Raw genomic sequence first — 16,147 nt, forward strand, 5'->3', positions numbered from 1 at the left:
GCGCTGCAGCGTAGATTGAAAGCTATCGCCTGTCGGGAGTGTGAGTATGTCAGAAACGATTTTTTCCCAATTTTACGATGAGCAAAAGCAACGAGGCGCACAATTACAGCACCAGTTGCGACAGGCGCTTGACCCTTTTGGTCTGGCTGAAACGACGCTGAAAGCGCAATTGGCCTGGTTGCGCCGTCCCGATAAGCTCTATCAGGCCTATACCAGCTATGGCAATGATTTACTGCGGATTCAGGCCAGCGCCTTGCGCCGCTACTGGGGCGAGCCCGATAGCGATGTGATTCCGCCACACCCAGATGACCCGCGTTTTGTCGATCCGATCTGGTGCGATTCGCCATTCTGGGACAGCCTGAAAGAGTGGTACCTGCTCAATACCCGCTGGTTGCAAAATAATCTGTATGAAACACCGGGTCTGTGCGATCAGGAGCGTAGTATTTCAGCTTTCTGGTTGCGGCAAGTGCTCAATGCGATGGCGCCGAGCAACTTTCTGCTGACTAACCCGACCGCGATCACGACGGCACTAGAAAGTCGTGGGCAAAGCTTGATCAAAGGCTGGAATAATTTCCTGCGCGATATGGCCAAGGGCGATATCTCGATGACCGATCTGGACGCGTTTACCGTCGGTGAAAACCTGGCGACCACGCCAGGAGCTGTGGTGTATCGCGGTAAACTCCTTGAAGTTATTCATTATGAGGCCAATACCCCCACGGTGCATAAGGTGCCGCTGGTGCTGGTGTCGCCGTGGATCAATAAATACTATGTACTCGATCTGAATCCGCAAAAAAGCATGATTCAGTATCTGGTCGATCAGGGCTTTTCGGTGTTTGTCACCAGCTGGAAAAACCCCGACGGCAGCATGGCCGAGGTTAGTCTGGATGACTATCTGACCGAAGGCGTGGCACAAATCGTCGACGTTGCGTGCGAAATCAGCGGTAGCGACAAAGTCAACCTGCTTGGTTATTGCATCGGTGGCACGCTGGTAACGATGTATCTGGCCTGGGCCAATCGTGCGATACCAGGCAAAGTGCCAGTTGCATCGGCCACCTTGCTGACCACGCTGACCGATTTTGAGCGCCCTGGTGATATCGAGGTCTTTATTGACGAAGATGGGCTTGATTTCATCGACAAAGTGATGGAGAAGAAAGGCTATCTCGACGGCAAGGAAATGGCCGCGAGTTTCCGCCTGCTGCGCTCTAATGGTTTGATCTGGAATTACTGGGCGAGTAATTATCTGCTCGGCGAGACGCCGATGGCCTTTGATGTGCTGTACTGGAATATGGACACGACGCGGATGCCGAAAAAAATGCACCACAGCTATCTGCGTGAACTGTACTGGTCGAATAAACTGGTTCAGCCCGATGCAATGACGCTGGCCGGACAGTCGATTGATCTGAAGCAAATCACCCAGCCACTCTATATGGTCGGCGCCGAGGAAGACCATATTGCACCGTGGAAACAGACCTTCACACTGGCAGACCGAGTCTCTGGCCCAGTGCAATTTACGCTTTCGACTTCGGGGCACATTATCGGCATCATCAATCCACCGGGACCCAAATGCAAACGCAGCTACTGGCAAGGCGTACCGCAGGCAGGGCAGAGTGCCGATGAATGGCTGCAGGGCCAGCAGCAAGTGGCCGGCTCATGGTGGACCAACTGGGTTGAGTGGTTGCGTCCCTATTCAGGCACACAAGTGAAACCCAAACTCTCCAGCCGAAAACATGCCAAATTGTGCGATGCGCCGGGAAGCTATGTGCTTGAATAAACAACCCTGAAATTTGTTTTTAAGCAAAGGCTCAGACATGCCAGCATGGTACAAATGCTGGCATGTGCTTTTTCGGCAATCTCCTGTGAGTCGATACAGTTTTTTTTAAGTAAGCCACTATGACATAAGGGTGTGGCTCAGGGATAATGCGGTACCTCTTTTTTTCTTCGGTAGGCAATGGCATGGCCGAAAAAATTTCGTTTTTACACAATAAGGAATACTGTGATGGCAGCAACGCGTACTGACTTAGCAAATGCAATTCGTGCACTGGCGATGGACGCTGTGCAAAAAGCCAATTCAGGCCACCCGGGCGCACCGATGGGCATGGCTGAAATTGGTCTGGCCTTGTGGGGCGGCCATATGCGCTTTAACCCGCAAAACCCGGCCTGGGCCAATCGCGATCGCTTTATTTTGTCGAACGGTCACGGCTCGATGCTGCAATACGCGCTCTTACACCTCACCGGCTACGATGTCTCAATCGACGACATCAAAAACTTCCGCCAGTTTCACTCTAAAACACCAGGTCACCCGGAAGTTCACTACACGCCGGGCGTAGAAACGACGACGGGCCCGCTGGGTCAGGGGATCAGCAATGCAGTCGGTTTTGCACTGGCGGAAAAACTGCTGGCTGCACAATTTAACAAGCCGGGTCTGGACATCGTTGATCATTACACCTACGTGTTCATGGGCGACGGTTGCCTGATGGAAGGCATTTCGCACGAAACCTGTTCACTGGCCGGTACTTTGGGTTTGAACAAACTGATCGCTTTCTGGGACGACAACGGTATTTCGATTGATGGTCACGTTGAAGGCTGGTTTACCGACGACACGCCAAAACGTTTCGAATCGTATGGCTGGAATGTGATTGCCGGCGTTGATGGCCACGATGTTGATGCGCTCAATGCCGCGATTACTGCTGCCAAAGCGCAAACCAGCAAACCAACGCTGATCTGCTGCAAAACCATCATCGGTAAAGGCTCGCCAAACAAAGCCGCCAGCCACGATTGCCACGGCGCACCATTGGGCGACGCTGAAATCGCACTGACGCGCGAAGCGATTGGCTGGCCACACGCCCCATTTGAAATCCCTGCTGATGTGTACGCGGGTTGGGATAAAAAAGCCGCAGGTAGCGCGCTGGAAGCAGAATGGAACAGCTTGTTCGCTAAATATGCTGCGCAATTCCCGGCTGAAGCGGCTGAGTTTACTCGCCGCATGAAAGGCGATTTGCCTGCGAACTGGAACGACATCGTTAAAGCCGCCGTTGCAGATGCGAACAGCAAGACCGAAACCATCGCGACGCGTAAAGCCAGCCAGAACGCACTATCGGCACTGTGCCCGCAACTGCCGGAAATGCTCGGTGGCTCGGCTGATTTGACCGGCTCTAATCTGACCAACTGGAAAGGCTCGACATCGCTCAAAGTGGAAAGCGGCCAGATTTCAGGCAACCACATCAGCTACGGTGTGCGCGAATTCGGTATGAGCGCGATCATGAACGGTATCGTTCTGCACGGTGGTTTCCGCCCATTCGGCGGTACTTTCCTGATGTTCTGCGAATACGCACTGAATGCATTGCGTATGGCGGCGTTGATGAAAACGAACAATATCTTCGTTTACACGCACGATTCGATCGGTCTGGGCGAAGACGGCCCGACGCATCAGCCGGTTGAGCAATTGCAAACACTACGTTGCATCCCGAACATGAATACCTGGCGTCCTGCCGACACCGTTGAATCCGTCGTCGCCTGGGCTGCGGCGATTGGCGAGCGTACTACGCCGTCGTCACTGGTGTTCACGCGTCAGAATCTGCAATTCCAGACTCGCAATGAACAGCAACTGGCCGACATCGCCAAAGGTGGCTATGTCCTCGTTGACGCAGCCAATCCGAAACTGGTGATTCTGGCTACCGGTTCTGAAGTCGATCTGGCTGTTAAAGCTGCTGCTGCGTTGAAAGAAGAGGGCGTTGCAGTTCGCGTCGTCTCAATGCCGTCAACGAATGTCTTCGACAAACAGGACGCAGCGTACAAAGTATCTGTCTTGCCAGCTGGCGTGCCACGCCTGGCCGTTGAAGCCGGTACCAGCGACTTCTGGCGCAAATACGTTGGCCTCGAAGGCGATGTGATCGGTATGGATACATTCGGCGAATCAGCGCCAGCAGGCCAGTTGTTTAAACACTTCGGTTTCAGCGTTGAAAATGTCGTTGCCCGTGCCAAAGCGCTTGTGAAATAAGCTGGCTTTGAAACGAAAAAACGCCGCAGCTTGAACTGCGGCGTTTTTATTTGTGCTGGGTATGTGATTGTAGCCTGCTTATTGATTGCTCTCTGGCTGATTACCTGTTCCAGGTATTGTTCGAGTTAAAACCGAAAACAGCGGCGGGTTGAGCAAAATCGAAATCAGCGCTCCGGCAATAATCAAGGCATTGGCATCGGCATTGATCAGTCCCAGCGAAAGCCCTAGCGTTGCCAGAATGAAAGAAAACTCGCCAATCTGCGCCAGGCTCGCGGCGATCATCGCTGCGACGCCGTTTGCGTAGCCATAAAGCCGGACAATGCCCCACGCGGCCAGCGTTTTGCCGACCATAATCACCAATACGGTGCCGAGCAATGCCAGCGGCTGATCGACAATGATCTGCGGGTTGAACAGCATGCCGACCGAAACAAAAAATAGCACGGCAAACGCATCGCGTAATGGCAATGATTCTTCGGCGGCGCGATGGCTAAATTCCGATTCGGCCAGCACCATACCGGCAAAAAAAGCACCGAGCGCAAATGAGACGCCAAACAGGTGTGAAGCGCCATACGCGACGCCGAGCGCAATCGACAAAACGCCGAGCCGGAACAGCTCGCGGCTGCCAGTCCAGACGGTTTTTTCGAGTACCCATGGAATCACCCGGCGGCCGATGATCAACATAAAAGCAATAAACGCGATCACTTTGCCGCTGGTTAGCAATAGCAAGGCGCCCAGATTTTGTTGCGCATCGTTGGTTTGACCACCGAGCAAGCCCGCCAGAGCAGGCAGCAAAACCAGTGTCAACACCATCACCAGATCTTCGACAATCAGCCAGCCAATCGCGATTCGTCCTTGTTCTGTTTGTTCCAGGCCATATTTTTGCAGTGTTTTCAGTAGCACGACCGTACTGGCGACCGACAGTGCCAGACCGAATACTAGACTCTGACCCAGCGGCCAGCCGAGTAAAGTGCCGAGCAGCCAGCCGAGCAGCGTCGCGCCAATGATTTGCAAAATCGCCCCAGGTATTGCAATGCGTTTCACGCTGAGCAAATCCTTGACCGAAAAATGCAGCCCGACGCCGAACATCAGCAAAATCACGCCGATTTCGGCCAGCTCGGTCGCCAGCGCCTGATTCGCCAGCGGCCCCGGTGTAAACGGCCCGATCACAATCCCGGTACACAGATAGCCGATCAGCGGCGGCATCCGGAGGCGATTGGCCAGCAGCCCCAGCAAATAAGCCAAACCCAACGCAAGTGCCAGGGTGGTGAGTAATGGCGTGTCTTGATGCATGGAGGCTCCTTGGCTCAAAGTCATCTGACTTGCATTGATTGTATTGGTTTCATGCTATTGCCGAGATTGGCGGTGATGTACCGGGTGAAAGCGTGGGTGAAACAATGTTTACGCTGATCGATAAAGAGCACGGTTGAACACTTTTTTATGGCGCTTAAAACTCTGCCTCGGACTAGACTGAAGCGATGTTTTTTAAATTTTATCAAATGGATGGAGAAAATCATGCGTAAACAAGAATGGATTTTCGCGTTGACACTGGCTTTGGCTGGTTCACTGGCCATGGCTGCGCCCAAAGACTGTAGCAAACTCGGCAGCGAACAGGCGCGTAAAAATTGCTACGAACACAAAGCCGATGGCAAAGGCTCGGGCAATAAAAACGACAATCCAGTGGATTGCCGTAATGCCACCACCAAAGAGCGTCGTGAACAGTGCGCCCGCTATAAATATGATGACAAATCATACAAGGAAATCGATTGCCGCAACGCGAGCAGCCAGCAACGGCGCGATGAATGCCGGAATTACAAATATGACGACAAGGATGTGAAAAATAAAACGCCACAGCAAATTGAGCAGCAGAAAAAGAACAATACAGGTCGCCGGGATTGATCCATTTGCTTGCTCATTTTGGTGTATTGCCACTACGGGCTGCGTAACTCATCATCAAAGCGCCATCAGGCGCTTTGATTTTTTATTGGGGTATATGGATGTGGTCTTTTATAAACAAAGCATACATCCATATACCTATGTGTTTGGTGTGACTTATGGATAGGCTGATTTGGTAAAGCGGCGCAAGCGGGTACAATGCGGGGTTTGATTTCCCGACGTTTCATCGACGGGAACCGTGTATCCGCTTTAGGCAGCTTATGACACCGCATCTGACCCAACATCTGACCATTTCCCAATTACTCGCGCAACGTGTAGAAGCCGCGCTCGCCGCCGCTGGCGCGCCCGATGCGCCCGCCGTGATTCAGTCCTCGGGCAAACCCGAATTTGGCGATTTTCAGGCCAATGGCGTGATGGGCGCAGCCAAAGCCGCCAAAACCAATCCGCGTGAGCTGGCCGCCAAAGTCGTTGCTGCGCTCGATCTGGCTGGCATTGCCGACAAAGTCGAAATCGCCGGCCCCGGCTTTATCAATATTCACCTCGCGCCGTCTTTCCTCGCGCAACGCCTTGACGCCGCCCGTGCTGACGATGCACTTGGCATCGCCAAACCAGCCAGCCAGAAAGTCATGGTCGAATATTCATCGCCGAATCTGGCCAAAGAAATGCACGTCGGCCATTTGCGCTCAACCATCATCGGCGACGCCATCGCGCGCGTATTGTCATTTGCTGGCCATGACGTACAGCGTTGCAACCACGTCGGCGATTGGGGTACGCAGTTCGGCATGCTGGTGGCGTATCTGGTTGAAACGCGCAAGTCGGGCGATGCCGATCTGGAGTTGGCCGATCTGGAAAACTTCTACCGCAAATCGAAAGTGCGTTTTGACGAAGACGCCGCTTTTGCCGATACCGCGCGTCAATACGTCGTGAAGCTGCAAGGCGGCGATGCCGAAGTACTGGCACTGTGGAAGCAGTTTGTTGAAGTTTCAATGCATCATTGCCAGGCGGTTTACGACAAGCTCGGCGTTGGCCTTGATCTGGCCGCAGTGCGCGGCGAGTCAGCGTATAACGACGATCTGCCGGTCGTTGTGTCGGATTTGAAATCAGTTGGTCTGCTCGAAGAGAGTCAAGGTGCGCAAGTCGTTTTCCTGCCGGAATTCAAAAATCCGGAAGGCGAGCCGCAAGCGATGATTATCCAGAAAAAAGACGGCGGCTATCTGTACGCCACCACCGATCTGGCCGCGATTCGCTTTCGCCACCGCAGCCTCGACTTGAAACGCGTCGTCTACGTTGTTGATGCGCGCCAAAGCCTGCACTTCCAGCAATTATTTACACTCAGCCGCAAAGCCGGTTTCGCTCCCGCCGATATGGCGCTCGAACACGTCGCCTTCGGCACGATGATGGGCGAAGACGGCAAGCCGTTTAAAACCCGCTCGGGCGACACGGTCAAACTGGTTGAGTTGCTCGACGAAGCCGTAGATCGGGCGTATATGCTGGTAAGCCAGAAAAACCCTGATCTAGCGGAAGATACTCGCCGCAGTATCGCGAAAGCGGTCGGCATCGGCGCGGTGAAATACGCCGATCTATCAAAAAATCGCACCAGCGATTACATCTTCAACTGGGACACGATGCTCGCCTTTGAGGGCAACACCGCGCCGTATCTGCAATACAGCTACACGCGCGTTGCATCGGTCTTCCGCAAGGTTGGCGATTACAATGCGAATGCGGAGATCGTCATCAGCGAACCCGCCGAGAAGCAGCTCGCGCTGCAACTGGCGCAATTTGACGAAGTCATCGCCTTCGTCTCCGATACCTGCCAGCCGCATCAGCTGTGTGCGTATTTGTTCAACCTCGCACAGCAGTTCTCGCGCTTCTACGAGGCGTGTCCGATCTTGTCAGCCGAGGGCGCAGTGCGCGATAGCCGTTTGGCGATTGCGGCATTGACGGCACGGACGATGAAAACGGGTTTGAGTTTGTTGGGAATTGCGGTGCTGGAAGAGATGTAATTGATCTAAATAAAAAAGCGACCGGTAGGTCGCTTTTTTATTTAGAGGTTAAATTTGATCTTGGCGAAAAAGATTTAACAATTCAATTATTTTTTCTTTGATTGGCTTGATTGGCTTCTTTCTCTTGGCATTCGGATTTGGATTAAATACCGCAGGGTAAGACCTGATTGGTTTGCTGAATGAGTAGCTGCTATATGATTCCAGTGGTGGCCAGCCATCAAAAGGAATTGCATCCGAATCAAAAGCTGGATCGGTTCGTTCTTGGGTAAACTGGATTCTCCATGGTGCAGCATCGGGTTCTTCTTCCAGTTCTTTTAGTTCGGCTATCGCTTCTTTTGCTTTATTTTCAAGATTGCGTAACTCAGAAATTACTTGCTCAATTGCTTCGTCTCCAGTCATGACGATGTCCCCGTCCATAGAGTAAAACAAACCTTGAGTTACTTTTGCGAGAATCGCTGAAGTCAATTGTTGCATATAAGCATCGCATCGTGAGCGACCGGACGAAGTCCGAGTGTAAGCAATGTAAGTACATTTTTTTAATTTTCTTGTTATTTTTTTGTTTTTTTCATTAAACGGGGCAATTGTATAGCCAAAACTAGTAAATAAAGGTGTATCTTTTGATGCCCGATTTAAATATGAAGGTGTAGAACTCACCGCAATGGCCAAGCACCCCCTTTGATTGTTCGCCAATAAACTCATCTCTGGATGCAGCAGAATATCGAAACCATAATCGTGGAAGCATGAAATGAATCTAGATTCCAAATTATCTAATTCAGTGCCAAGGTAAGCGTAGTATTCGATACTCATAGATATTCCCTGCAGTCACGAAAGTAGAAGAAATTAGTATATTTTGGAGGGCTGGCGTATGCAAATTTGTGCAAGAGCCATAGGTACGATTAGTGCCGTAGGTTGGGCTAAGCTTGCGCAGCCCAACGTTTACCGCGATGAGTGAAACCGCCATGCTTGGCGGTTTTTCTTTGCCTGCAATATTCAATCAACGGGCATTGGCGGCTATGCGCCGCGGCACTCACTTTTCTTTGCTTCGCCAAAGAAAAGTAAGCCAAAGAAAGGCGCTCCCGGCATCTGCGTCCCGCTGCGCGGGATTCCCTCGCTGCGGACAATCGGCAAGGCGACGGGCTTTAACAAAACAGAGCCCGCCGAAACCCCTTGCCGATTGTTCCTCGCTCGGCGCTGATGCAGGGGAATCCCCGCAGACCAACCATTTTAGTAAATACATGCCTTGGTATTTCTCTGTGACTCAATCTAGATCTAACTTTGATTGATATACCCGTAGGGTCGGCTTTAGCCGACCTTTTTGTCGTGGTTGGTCGGCTAAAGCCGACCCTACAAATGCAGGCAATTAGCACGGATTGCCCGTGGAGCCGCGCCGTTCGGGAGGCGCTTGGCAACCCCCCCTATTTCCCCTTTGGCAAGTGAAAAAATACCTTTTGGAATGAGTAGAATGTCGCCGCATTAAAAGAAGCCTTGGCGGATACTCGACGAATATGCTGATGGCTTAAATCATTGAAATAAAGGGTGATTAGCCGCTGCATCATGTTGTCTGGCCTTGTTGCGCACAATCGTTTGAAGCGCATTTGCAATGCGTCGGCGAGTTTTGCTTGGAGGGGTATTCATGAAACAACAACATTATAAAACGGCGATCATTCTGTCGATGCTGGGGCTGATCAGCATCGCCTTGCTGCTCTGGCAGGCGCTGGGCATGCAGCGGCATCTGCGTATTACGCCGGATCAGGGTTACCGGGTTGAAGTGGCCGATGATAGAGAAATCGGTGGCGGTTCGGTGGTTAAGCGTATTGATACACCGGGCAAATGGCATTTCAGCTGCGAGCTGGCGGCAAAGTATGAATGGCCATTTTGCGAGCTGGCTGTGTTTGTCGGCACGCCGCAGCAGGGGCTGGATCTGAGCCGCTTTGATACTGTCGAGGTCAAGGCACTTTATCGTGGCCCCGGATCGCACCAGATGCGTATTTTTGTGCGTGATTTTGATCCGGCCTATGCTGATCCCGCCAAGAACGAAACCTGGAAAGTGCAGGGCGCATTTGTCGTTCCGCCCGCTGATGGCAAACCGGTTCGCATTGGACTCGATTCGTTTCCGGTCGCAAGCTGGTGGATTTCCAGCTTTAAAATCCCGCCCGAAAAGGCCAAACCGAGCTTTGATAATGTACCGCTAATCCAGTTCGGCTCGTCCACGCTGATGGAGCCGGGGCATCATGAAGTGATTGTCGACTATATCGAGTTTCAGGGTAAATGGCTGAGCAGGGCAGAGGTGCTGCTCATTATCGCTACGCTGTGGGTATTGGGTCTGTCTGTGCTGTTCCTGGGGCGTTTGCGGCGGGTCGAGCGTGAAAAACAGGAGATCAACGAAGCGGCGAGCCGTGATCCACTGACCGGTGCGCGCAATCGCGCCGGGGTGATTAATGAGCTGAATGCCTTGCTCGACAACGGTCTGCGATTGGCGGGCAAGAGCATGGGTGTGATTTTTGCCGATATCGACCATTTCAAACGCATCAACGATGCTCATGGTCATGCGACTGGCGATGAAGTGCTCAAACTGTTTGCCAACGAGCTGCAGCGTGGCATACGCAATAGTGACTATCTGGTTCGCTGGGGCGGCGAGGAATTCGTAGTCTTTTTGCCGCTGGCCGATCTTGAGCAATCGACTTGGGTGGCGAACAAATTGCATCGTTTGCTGCACGAAGCGCAATGGCCTGCCGGCCTGGCTGTGACGGCGAGTTTTGGCGTGGCGCTCAGCGGGGACGAGCCTTTGAATGACACCATCGCCCGCGCCGATGCAGCACTCTATCGGGCTAAGCATGGCGGTCGCGATCGGGTGGAGATCGATATGCCACCTGCTACTGAATAAAACCTGATGAGCGGGATTGCCCAGCAGCCTCAATTCGTCATTCCGGCGAAAGCCGGAATCTAGTGCGATCTTGTGTGACCTGCGCTCTGGATACCGGCTTTTGCCGGTATGACGACTTGCTAAGTTTAGACCGTCAATTAGGAAATAAAATGGGGTATTTGCCTGTAGCCATTTTTCAATATGGCCTGCAGGCAAATACCCCCTTTGTTGTCTGCTCAGTCAGGCGAGCTTTACGATTGCTTATCCAATTTGTGTGCGGATAAAGCCCAGCGCTTCACCAATCGCCACTTTCTGCATTTCACCGGCACGACGTGCAACGTATTCAACTTCGCCGTTCGCCAAGGCCTTGTCGCCTATCGTCACGCGATGCGGGATGCCGATCAATTCCATATCGGCAAACATTGAGCCGGGGCGCTCATTGCGGTCGTCGAGCAACACGTCGATGCCCGCCGCCGTGAAGTCAGCGTACATCTGATCCGCTGCCGCTTTAACGGCTTCCGATTTGTGATAGCCGACGGCGACAATCGCCACCGCAAACGGTGCCATCGCTTGCGGCCAGATAATGCCGCGCGCGTCGTAGTTCTGCTCGATCGCAGCGCCGACGATGCGCGATACGCCGATGCCGTAGCAACCCATTTCCATCGGCATCAGCGTGTTTTGCTCGTTCAGGAAAGTCGCGTTCATTGCTTCGGAATATTTGGTGCGCAGCTGGAAAATGTGGCCGACTTCGATGCCACGGCACAATTCGAGCACGCCGCCTTTGCCATCCGGGCACGCGTCGCCGTTGACGACGTTGCGGATGTCGGCGACGACGGCTGGCTCTGGCAGATCACGACCAAAGTTCACGCCTGAGAGGTGGAGTTTCGGCTTGTTCGCGCCGCAAACAAAGTCGCTCATCGCCGCTACAGTACGATCTGCAATCACGCGGATATTGCTGTTGATTCCTACGGGGCCGATAAAGCCCGGCGGGCAGCTCAGATTGGCTCGGATTTCTTCGTCAGTTGCAAAGCGGAAATCGGCCATACCCTCAACCTTACCGATTTTCACTTCGTTCAGATTATGGTCGCCACGCAACAGCGCGAGGACGAATTCGCCAGCGGTCGTGACCAGTGCAATCGCTTTCACCGTGCGCTCGATGCCAATACCCATCAGCGCAGCAACGTCTTCGCAGGTGGTTTGCTTTGGCGTATCAACGTCGGCCATTGCTTGTGATGCGGCAGCGCGAGGTTGCGCGGGGGCGAAGGCTTCAGCCAGTTCAACGTTGGCGGCGTAGTCGGAAGTTGGACAGTAAGCGAGCAGGTCTTCACCGGCGTCGGCGAGTACATGGAATTCATGCGAGCCGTCGCCACCAATTGCGCCGGTATCCGCCGCCACAGCGCGGAATTTCAGGCCGAGGCGGCTAAATACATTCGAGTACGCGCCGTACATCACGTCGTAAGTCGCTTTCAGAGAATCGAGATCCGCGTGGAATGAATACGCGTCTTTCATCATAAATTCGCGCGCGCGCATCACGCCAAAGCGTGGACGGATTTCGTCGCGGAATTTGGTTTGCACCTGGTAGAAATTCACTGGCAGTTGTTTGTAGCTCTTGATTTCCGAGCGCGCGATGTCGGTGATGACTTCTTCGTGCGTCGGGCCAAAGCAGAAGCTGCGCTCGTGGCGGTCGGTGATTTTCAGCATTTGTGGGCCAAATACATCCCAACGGCCGGTTTCTTGCCACAATTCAGCCGGTTGTACCGCTGGCATCAGCAATTCTTGCGCACCCGCGCGATTCATTTCTTCGCGAACCACGGCTTCGACTTTGCGCAAAATACGCAAGCCCAGCGGCATCCACGTGTAAAGGCCAGAGCCCAGACGTTTGATCAAGCCTGCGCGCAGCATCAGCTTGTGCGACAGCAGTTCGGCCTCGGAAGGCGCTTCTTTTAAAGTGGAAATGAAGAGTTGCGAGGTGCGCATGGTGGCGTGATCCAGTGTAGTAAGGCTAGCTCAAATGAAGCCGCGTATTTTATCTGATTTAAGCTGATTATTCAGCTGCAGGCTGCTCGACTTGTGCAGCGCGCTCAGCTTCCAGCTTGGCGATTTCAGCGGCTTTCTGTTCGGCGCGTTTGATTGCAAATTTCGGGCGCAGCTGGTTCATCAGAATAATGTCGCGTGCTTTCATTAACAGCAGCAGCCAGATGACCAGAATGGCGGCGTAAATCATATTGTCGGTGCGGATGTTGGGCAGGAATTTTTCAATCAGCGGATTGATGACAAACTGCACGCTACCGAGTACGGCGAGCAGCAGCACCACAGTGGAAATCGCGCGTTCGCGCAGGAAAGTGCCACGCAACAGAACGCGCTGTTCCCAGCGGCTTAAACCTGCCAGTTCAGGGACGTCGTCAGGGCGAAAATAGAAGGTCATGGCAATACATTCCAGATCAGTTTCAATGGCGCGCAATATTACGGGAAAAAATCAGACTGCGCGATGGCTCGGCGCAGAGTGCGCCTTGCCACTTCCTGTTTTGGGTCGTGCATGTTATCAATAGCGACCAATAAAATTATGCCAAACCTCCCCGGCCAATGAATCGCACACCAGGCGGGGAGTTTGAATGCTGATCAAGGAGACGATAGCAATGAAACCCATTTCAATCACTTGCCCGGCCATTCTGGGAATATTTGCCGTGGGCGTGATGAATCTGGCGCAGGCCAGTGATGTTGCAACGCCCGTGGCTATGCCGGATTTTGTGAAGTCGCAAGTCAACGAAGTACAACTGCCTGCCCATCGGCAACTGGCTGTGGCCAGTGGCGATTTGAAGCAATCGGCTCGTGCTTTTTGCGCCGCACCTGATTCGGCCGGTTTCGCCCAGTTGCAGGCGCAGTATCTGAATACGCTCAAAGTCTGGCGGATGATCGAGGTCGCGCCGATGGGGCCGACTTCCGACTCCAATATCGGGCGGATCATGGCGGGCGTGCCGCCGAGCCATGCGCAGCTGGAGCCATTGATTGCACAGCTGCCCGAACACCTGGAGAAATTTGCCGACGGTCAGGCCGATGAAGAAGCAAGCAAATTGCCGGACTGGGGTATTGGTATGAAGGTTATATCCACCATGCTCTATGGTGATAAACCCGAGGGGAGTATTGAGCGTTTGCGCGACGCCAATCATTGCAGCTATTTGATCTGGCAAAGCCAGGTGCTGAGCTTTAATGCCGATAATCTGGTTCGGAGCTGGCAGGGCATAAGACAGGGCTTGCCTTATGACATGAGCTATCCGCGCGCTTTCTTGAGTGAATACCTGAACCGGATTGCACAAGGTGCGCGCGAAATTGCCCGTGACAAGGTCGGGCTGAATCAGCCGCAATGGCTGGATCAGCGAGAAGGCGCAACCGTCGCCAGTTTGCGAGCCAATGTCGCCGGTTTACGCGCGATGCTGACCGGCAATCAGGGCGCGGGGCTCGACGATTATATGGGCAGCCGTGGTGATCAGGCCATGTGGCAAAAGGTCGAAACGGCGCTGGTCAAGCTGGAGGCCGCGCTGCCGACCAGCGATAAAAACCTGACTCCCAAAGCCGGTAAAAAAATTGCCAGTGCTGCCAATGCGCTGGCTGATGTGCTGGCCAAAGACATTGCTACGCTGATCAAAGTAAGGGTCAAATGATCTGACACTCTGTCTTGCGCCAATGCTGTGGGTGGTATTGGCGTGAGCGGGCTTTATTCGAGCTCGTCGAGTAGTTGCCCGCCCCAGCCCCAGTCTTCTTCGCGCGTTTCGGCAAAATTGACAATCACATATTCGCGCGGCTTACCGGCAACACGCTCCATCGTGCTGGTGAATTCTTCGACGATCTGTTTTTTCTGTTCACGAGTGAGCTCGCCCGCGAGGCGGACATGAATATACGGCATCGTATTTTCCTTACAAAGATTTAATAAAACGGTCACATCGTCCACCTATCATGCGCGCTGTTTGAGCACAAATGGATAGAGCTGATGTTACACCGTTATTTGCCGCTGATTTTTGCTGTATTGATCACCCCTTGCTATGCCGATCTGATGGTCGGCCTGCTGGTTTCGCGCAATGCAGATCAGACGCTGGAAGACTGGCAGCCGGTGCTCGATGATCTGGCGCAGGCGACAGGGCAGAAGGTGAATGGCGTGGTGCTGAGTGACCGTGACGAATTATTGCGCCGACTGCAAAAAAAGCAAATTCAGCTCGCGCGGGTTGATAACAAACTGGCGCTCGATGCCGTCGAAAATGCGCGCAGCGAAGTGTTTGCCCGCTTGTCGCAAACCGGCAACGTCAATGACTATCGCAGCGTGATGCTGGTCAATAAAAATAGCGCGATCAAAAACGCCGATGATTTACTCAATCGACCCAAGCAATTGCGTTACGCCGGCGGAAAAGCGGGCTCTATGGCCGAATACCTGATTCCGCACTACCACTTGTTTTTCAAGCGCAATGTTTTGCCGGAAAACTATTTCAAACAATATTTGCAGCTGGGTGCTGAAAACGCTTTTGTCGCACTGGCGCAAGGCAGAGCCGACGTCGCAGTCAGTAATACGTTTGATCTGGAGCAGTTGAAAGAAAAATACCCGCGCGATTTTGCGCAAATGCGCGTCGTGTGGGAATCGCCCAAATTTGCTTTTGACCCCCTGGTGATGCGCAGCGATTTGCCTGCCGCGCAGAAAGCGGCGATCAAACAGTTTTTCCTTAATTATGGCCGTAGCGGTAGCAATACTGCGCTGGCGCGCCAGCGTTTGTATTACGCCGATCAGCTCGCGGGTTTTGTTCCGGCCGATAATCGCGGCTTGCGCCAAGTGACCGATCTGCAATTATTTCACGATTTATTTCGCCTCACGTTTAATACGCAACTGAGCGCCGAGGCCAAGCTGGCCGAAGAAAAGTCGTATTATCAACGGTTTGACTCGCTGGTGGCTTTGCTCGGCGGCGCCAAATAATCGGCGACGAAAAAATGTTTGAAATTGATGCACACAAAGGGCTTGACGGCAAAAAGCCTATCCCGTAACATGCGCAGCCTTGAGGGGGGATTACCCCAGCGGTCAACGGGTCCGGACTGTAAATCCGGCGGCTCAGCCTTCGAAGGTTCGAATCCTTCTCCCCCCACCAGTATTAAGAAAAAGCCCCTGTCGAAAGACTGGGGCTTTTTCGTTCGCGTCGGGTTTGTGCTTATTTGACGAGTGCAGGTCTCGGCGGAGCCGAGCCCTAGGGATTGGGATTGTTATTCTCGACGCTAATGTTCTATACCCACACCCCCCGCCCTCTACCACTTCGGGTATGCCGCTTCGCTAAGTGGCAAAGCCACTAAGCTCTGGCGTTATCCCTGAGAGGGGGCACCCCAAGAGTACTTGCTTCTCTGCGCTCGATTGTCCTAATG

General features: G+C 53.2%; 12 protein-coding genes and 1 tRNA gene. 8 read left to right on the top strand and 5 right to left on the bottom strand.

Annotated elements, in window-relative coordinates:
* Window positions 1-46 precede the first annotated feature (46 nt).
* Window positions 47-1,771 carry a PHA/PHB synthase family protein gene (locus ACG2XO_RS08410; protein WP_410497537.1) on the top strand — a complete coding sequence of 575 codons (1,725 nt, stop codon included), beginning with the start codon at window positions 47-49 and terminating at the stop codon, window positions 1,769-1,771.
* Window positions 1,772-1,996: 225 nt separating this feature from the next.
* Entirely contained in the window at window positions 1,997-3,997 is a 2,001-nt protein-coding gene (gene tkt, locus ACG2XO_RS08415) for a transketolase (protein WP_410497538.1), read from the top strand.
* A gap of 78 nt (window positions 3,998-4,075) precedes the next feature.
* Here the strand turns inward: tkt and ACG2XO_RS08420 are convergent, their stop codons facing one another.
* On the bottom strand, window positions 4,076-5,287 hold the full coding sequence (locus tag ACG2XO_RS08420; RefSeq protein ID WP_410497539.1) for a cation:proton antiporter: 1,212 nt from the start codon (window positions 5,285-5,287) through the stop codon (window positions 4,076-4,078).
* 222 nt (window positions 5,288-5,509) lie between these two features.
* Between ACG2XO_RS08420 and ACG2XO_RS08425 the strand changes: the two genes are divergently transcribed.
* Together ACG2XO_RS08425 and argS are read left to right on the top strand one after the other, a co-directional pair.
* A complete protein-coding gene (locus tag ACG2XO_RS08425; RefSeq protein WP_410497540.1) occupies window positions 5,510-5,893 on the top strand; it encodes a hypothetical protein in 384 nt (127 codons plus the stop codon).
* A 281-nt stretch (window positions 5,894-6,174) separates the two neighbouring features.
* A complete protein-coding gene (gene argS / locus ACG2XO_RS08430; RefSeq protein WP_410500243.1) occupies window positions 6,175-7,893 on the top strand; it encodes an arginine--tRNA ligase in 1,719 nt (572 codons plus the stop codon).
* 48 nt (window positions 7,894-7,941) lie between these two features.
* Here argS and ACG2XO_RS08435 read toward each other — a convergent pair whose 3' ends face one another.
* The gene (locus tag ACG2XO_RS08435) at window positions 7,942-8,700 is read right to left on the bottom strand and encodes a hypothetical protein (protein ID WP_410497541.1); all 759 of its coding nucleotides are present in this window, start codon (window positions 8,698-8,700) and stop codon (window positions 7,942-7,944) included.
* Between the two features lie 826 nt (window positions 8,701-9,526).
* Here ACG2XO_RS08435 and ACG2XO_RS08440 point away from each other — a divergent pair.
* Window positions 9,527-10,777 carry a GGDEF domain-containing protein gene (locus ACG2XO_RS08440; RefSeq protein WP_410497542.1) on the top strand — a complete coding sequence of 417 codons (1,251 nt, stop codon included), beginning with the start codon at window positions 9,527-9,529 and terminating at the stop codon, window positions 10,775-10,777.
* A gap of 240 nt (window positions 10,778-11,017) precedes the next feature.
* Here the strand turns inward: ACG2XO_RS08440 and ACG2XO_RS08445 are convergent, their stop codons facing one another.
* Complete coding sequence (locus tag ACG2XO_RS08445; protein WP_410497543.1) at window positions 11,018-12,733, bottom strand: proline--tRNA ligase; 1,716 nt, start codon at window positions 12,731-12,733, stop codon at window positions 11,018-11,020.
* 67 nt (window positions 12,734-12,800) lie between these two features.
* Window positions 12,801-13,181 (bottom strand): hypothetical protein, encoded by a 381-nt coding sequence (locus ACG2XO_RS08450; protein WP_410497544.1) that lies wholly within the window; start codon window positions 13,179-13,181, stop codon window positions 12,801-12,803.
* 211 nt (window positions 13,182-13,392) lie between these two features.
* Here ACG2XO_RS08450 and ACG2XO_RS08455 point away from each other — a divergent pair, with 211 nt between their 5' ends.
* A complete protein-coding gene (locus tag ACG2XO_RS08455) occupies window positions 13,393-14,415 on the top strand; it encodes an imelysin family protein (RefSeq protein WP_410497545.1) in 1,023 nt (340 codons plus the stop codon).
* Window positions 14,416-14,468: 53 nt separating this feature from the next.
* Here the strand turns inward: ACG2XO_RS08455 and ACG2XO_RS08460 are convergent, their stop codons facing one another.
* Window positions 14,469-14,657, bottom strand: coding sequence for a tautomerase family protein (locus tag ACG2XO_RS08460; RefSeq protein ID WP_410497546.1), 189 nt, complete (start codon window positions 14,655-14,657; stop codon window positions 14,469-14,471).
* A gap of 84 nt (window positions 14,658-14,741) precedes the next feature.
* Here ACG2XO_RS08460 and phnD point away from each other — a divergent pair, with 84 nt between their 5' ends.
* Both phnD and ACG2XO_RS08470 read left to right on the top strand, forming a co-directional pair.
* A complete protein-coding gene (phnD, locus tag ACG2XO_RS08465; RefSeq protein ID WP_410497547.1) occupies window positions 14,742-15,710 on the top strand; it encodes a phosphate/phosphite/phosphonate ABC transporter substrate-binding protein in 969 nt (322 codons plus the stop codon).
* Between the two features lie 83 nt (window positions 15,711-15,793).
* Window positions 15,794-15,879, top strand: a tRNA-Tyr gene (locus ACG2XO_RS08470).
* Window positions 15,880-16,147 lie beyond the last annotated feature (268 nt).

Origin of the sequence: Chitinibacter sp. S2-10 (assembly GCF_046530675.1) — a bacterium.
Taxonomy (GTDB): Bacteria; Pseudomonadota; Gammaproteobacteria; order Burkholderiales; family Chitinibacteraceae; genus Chitinibacter.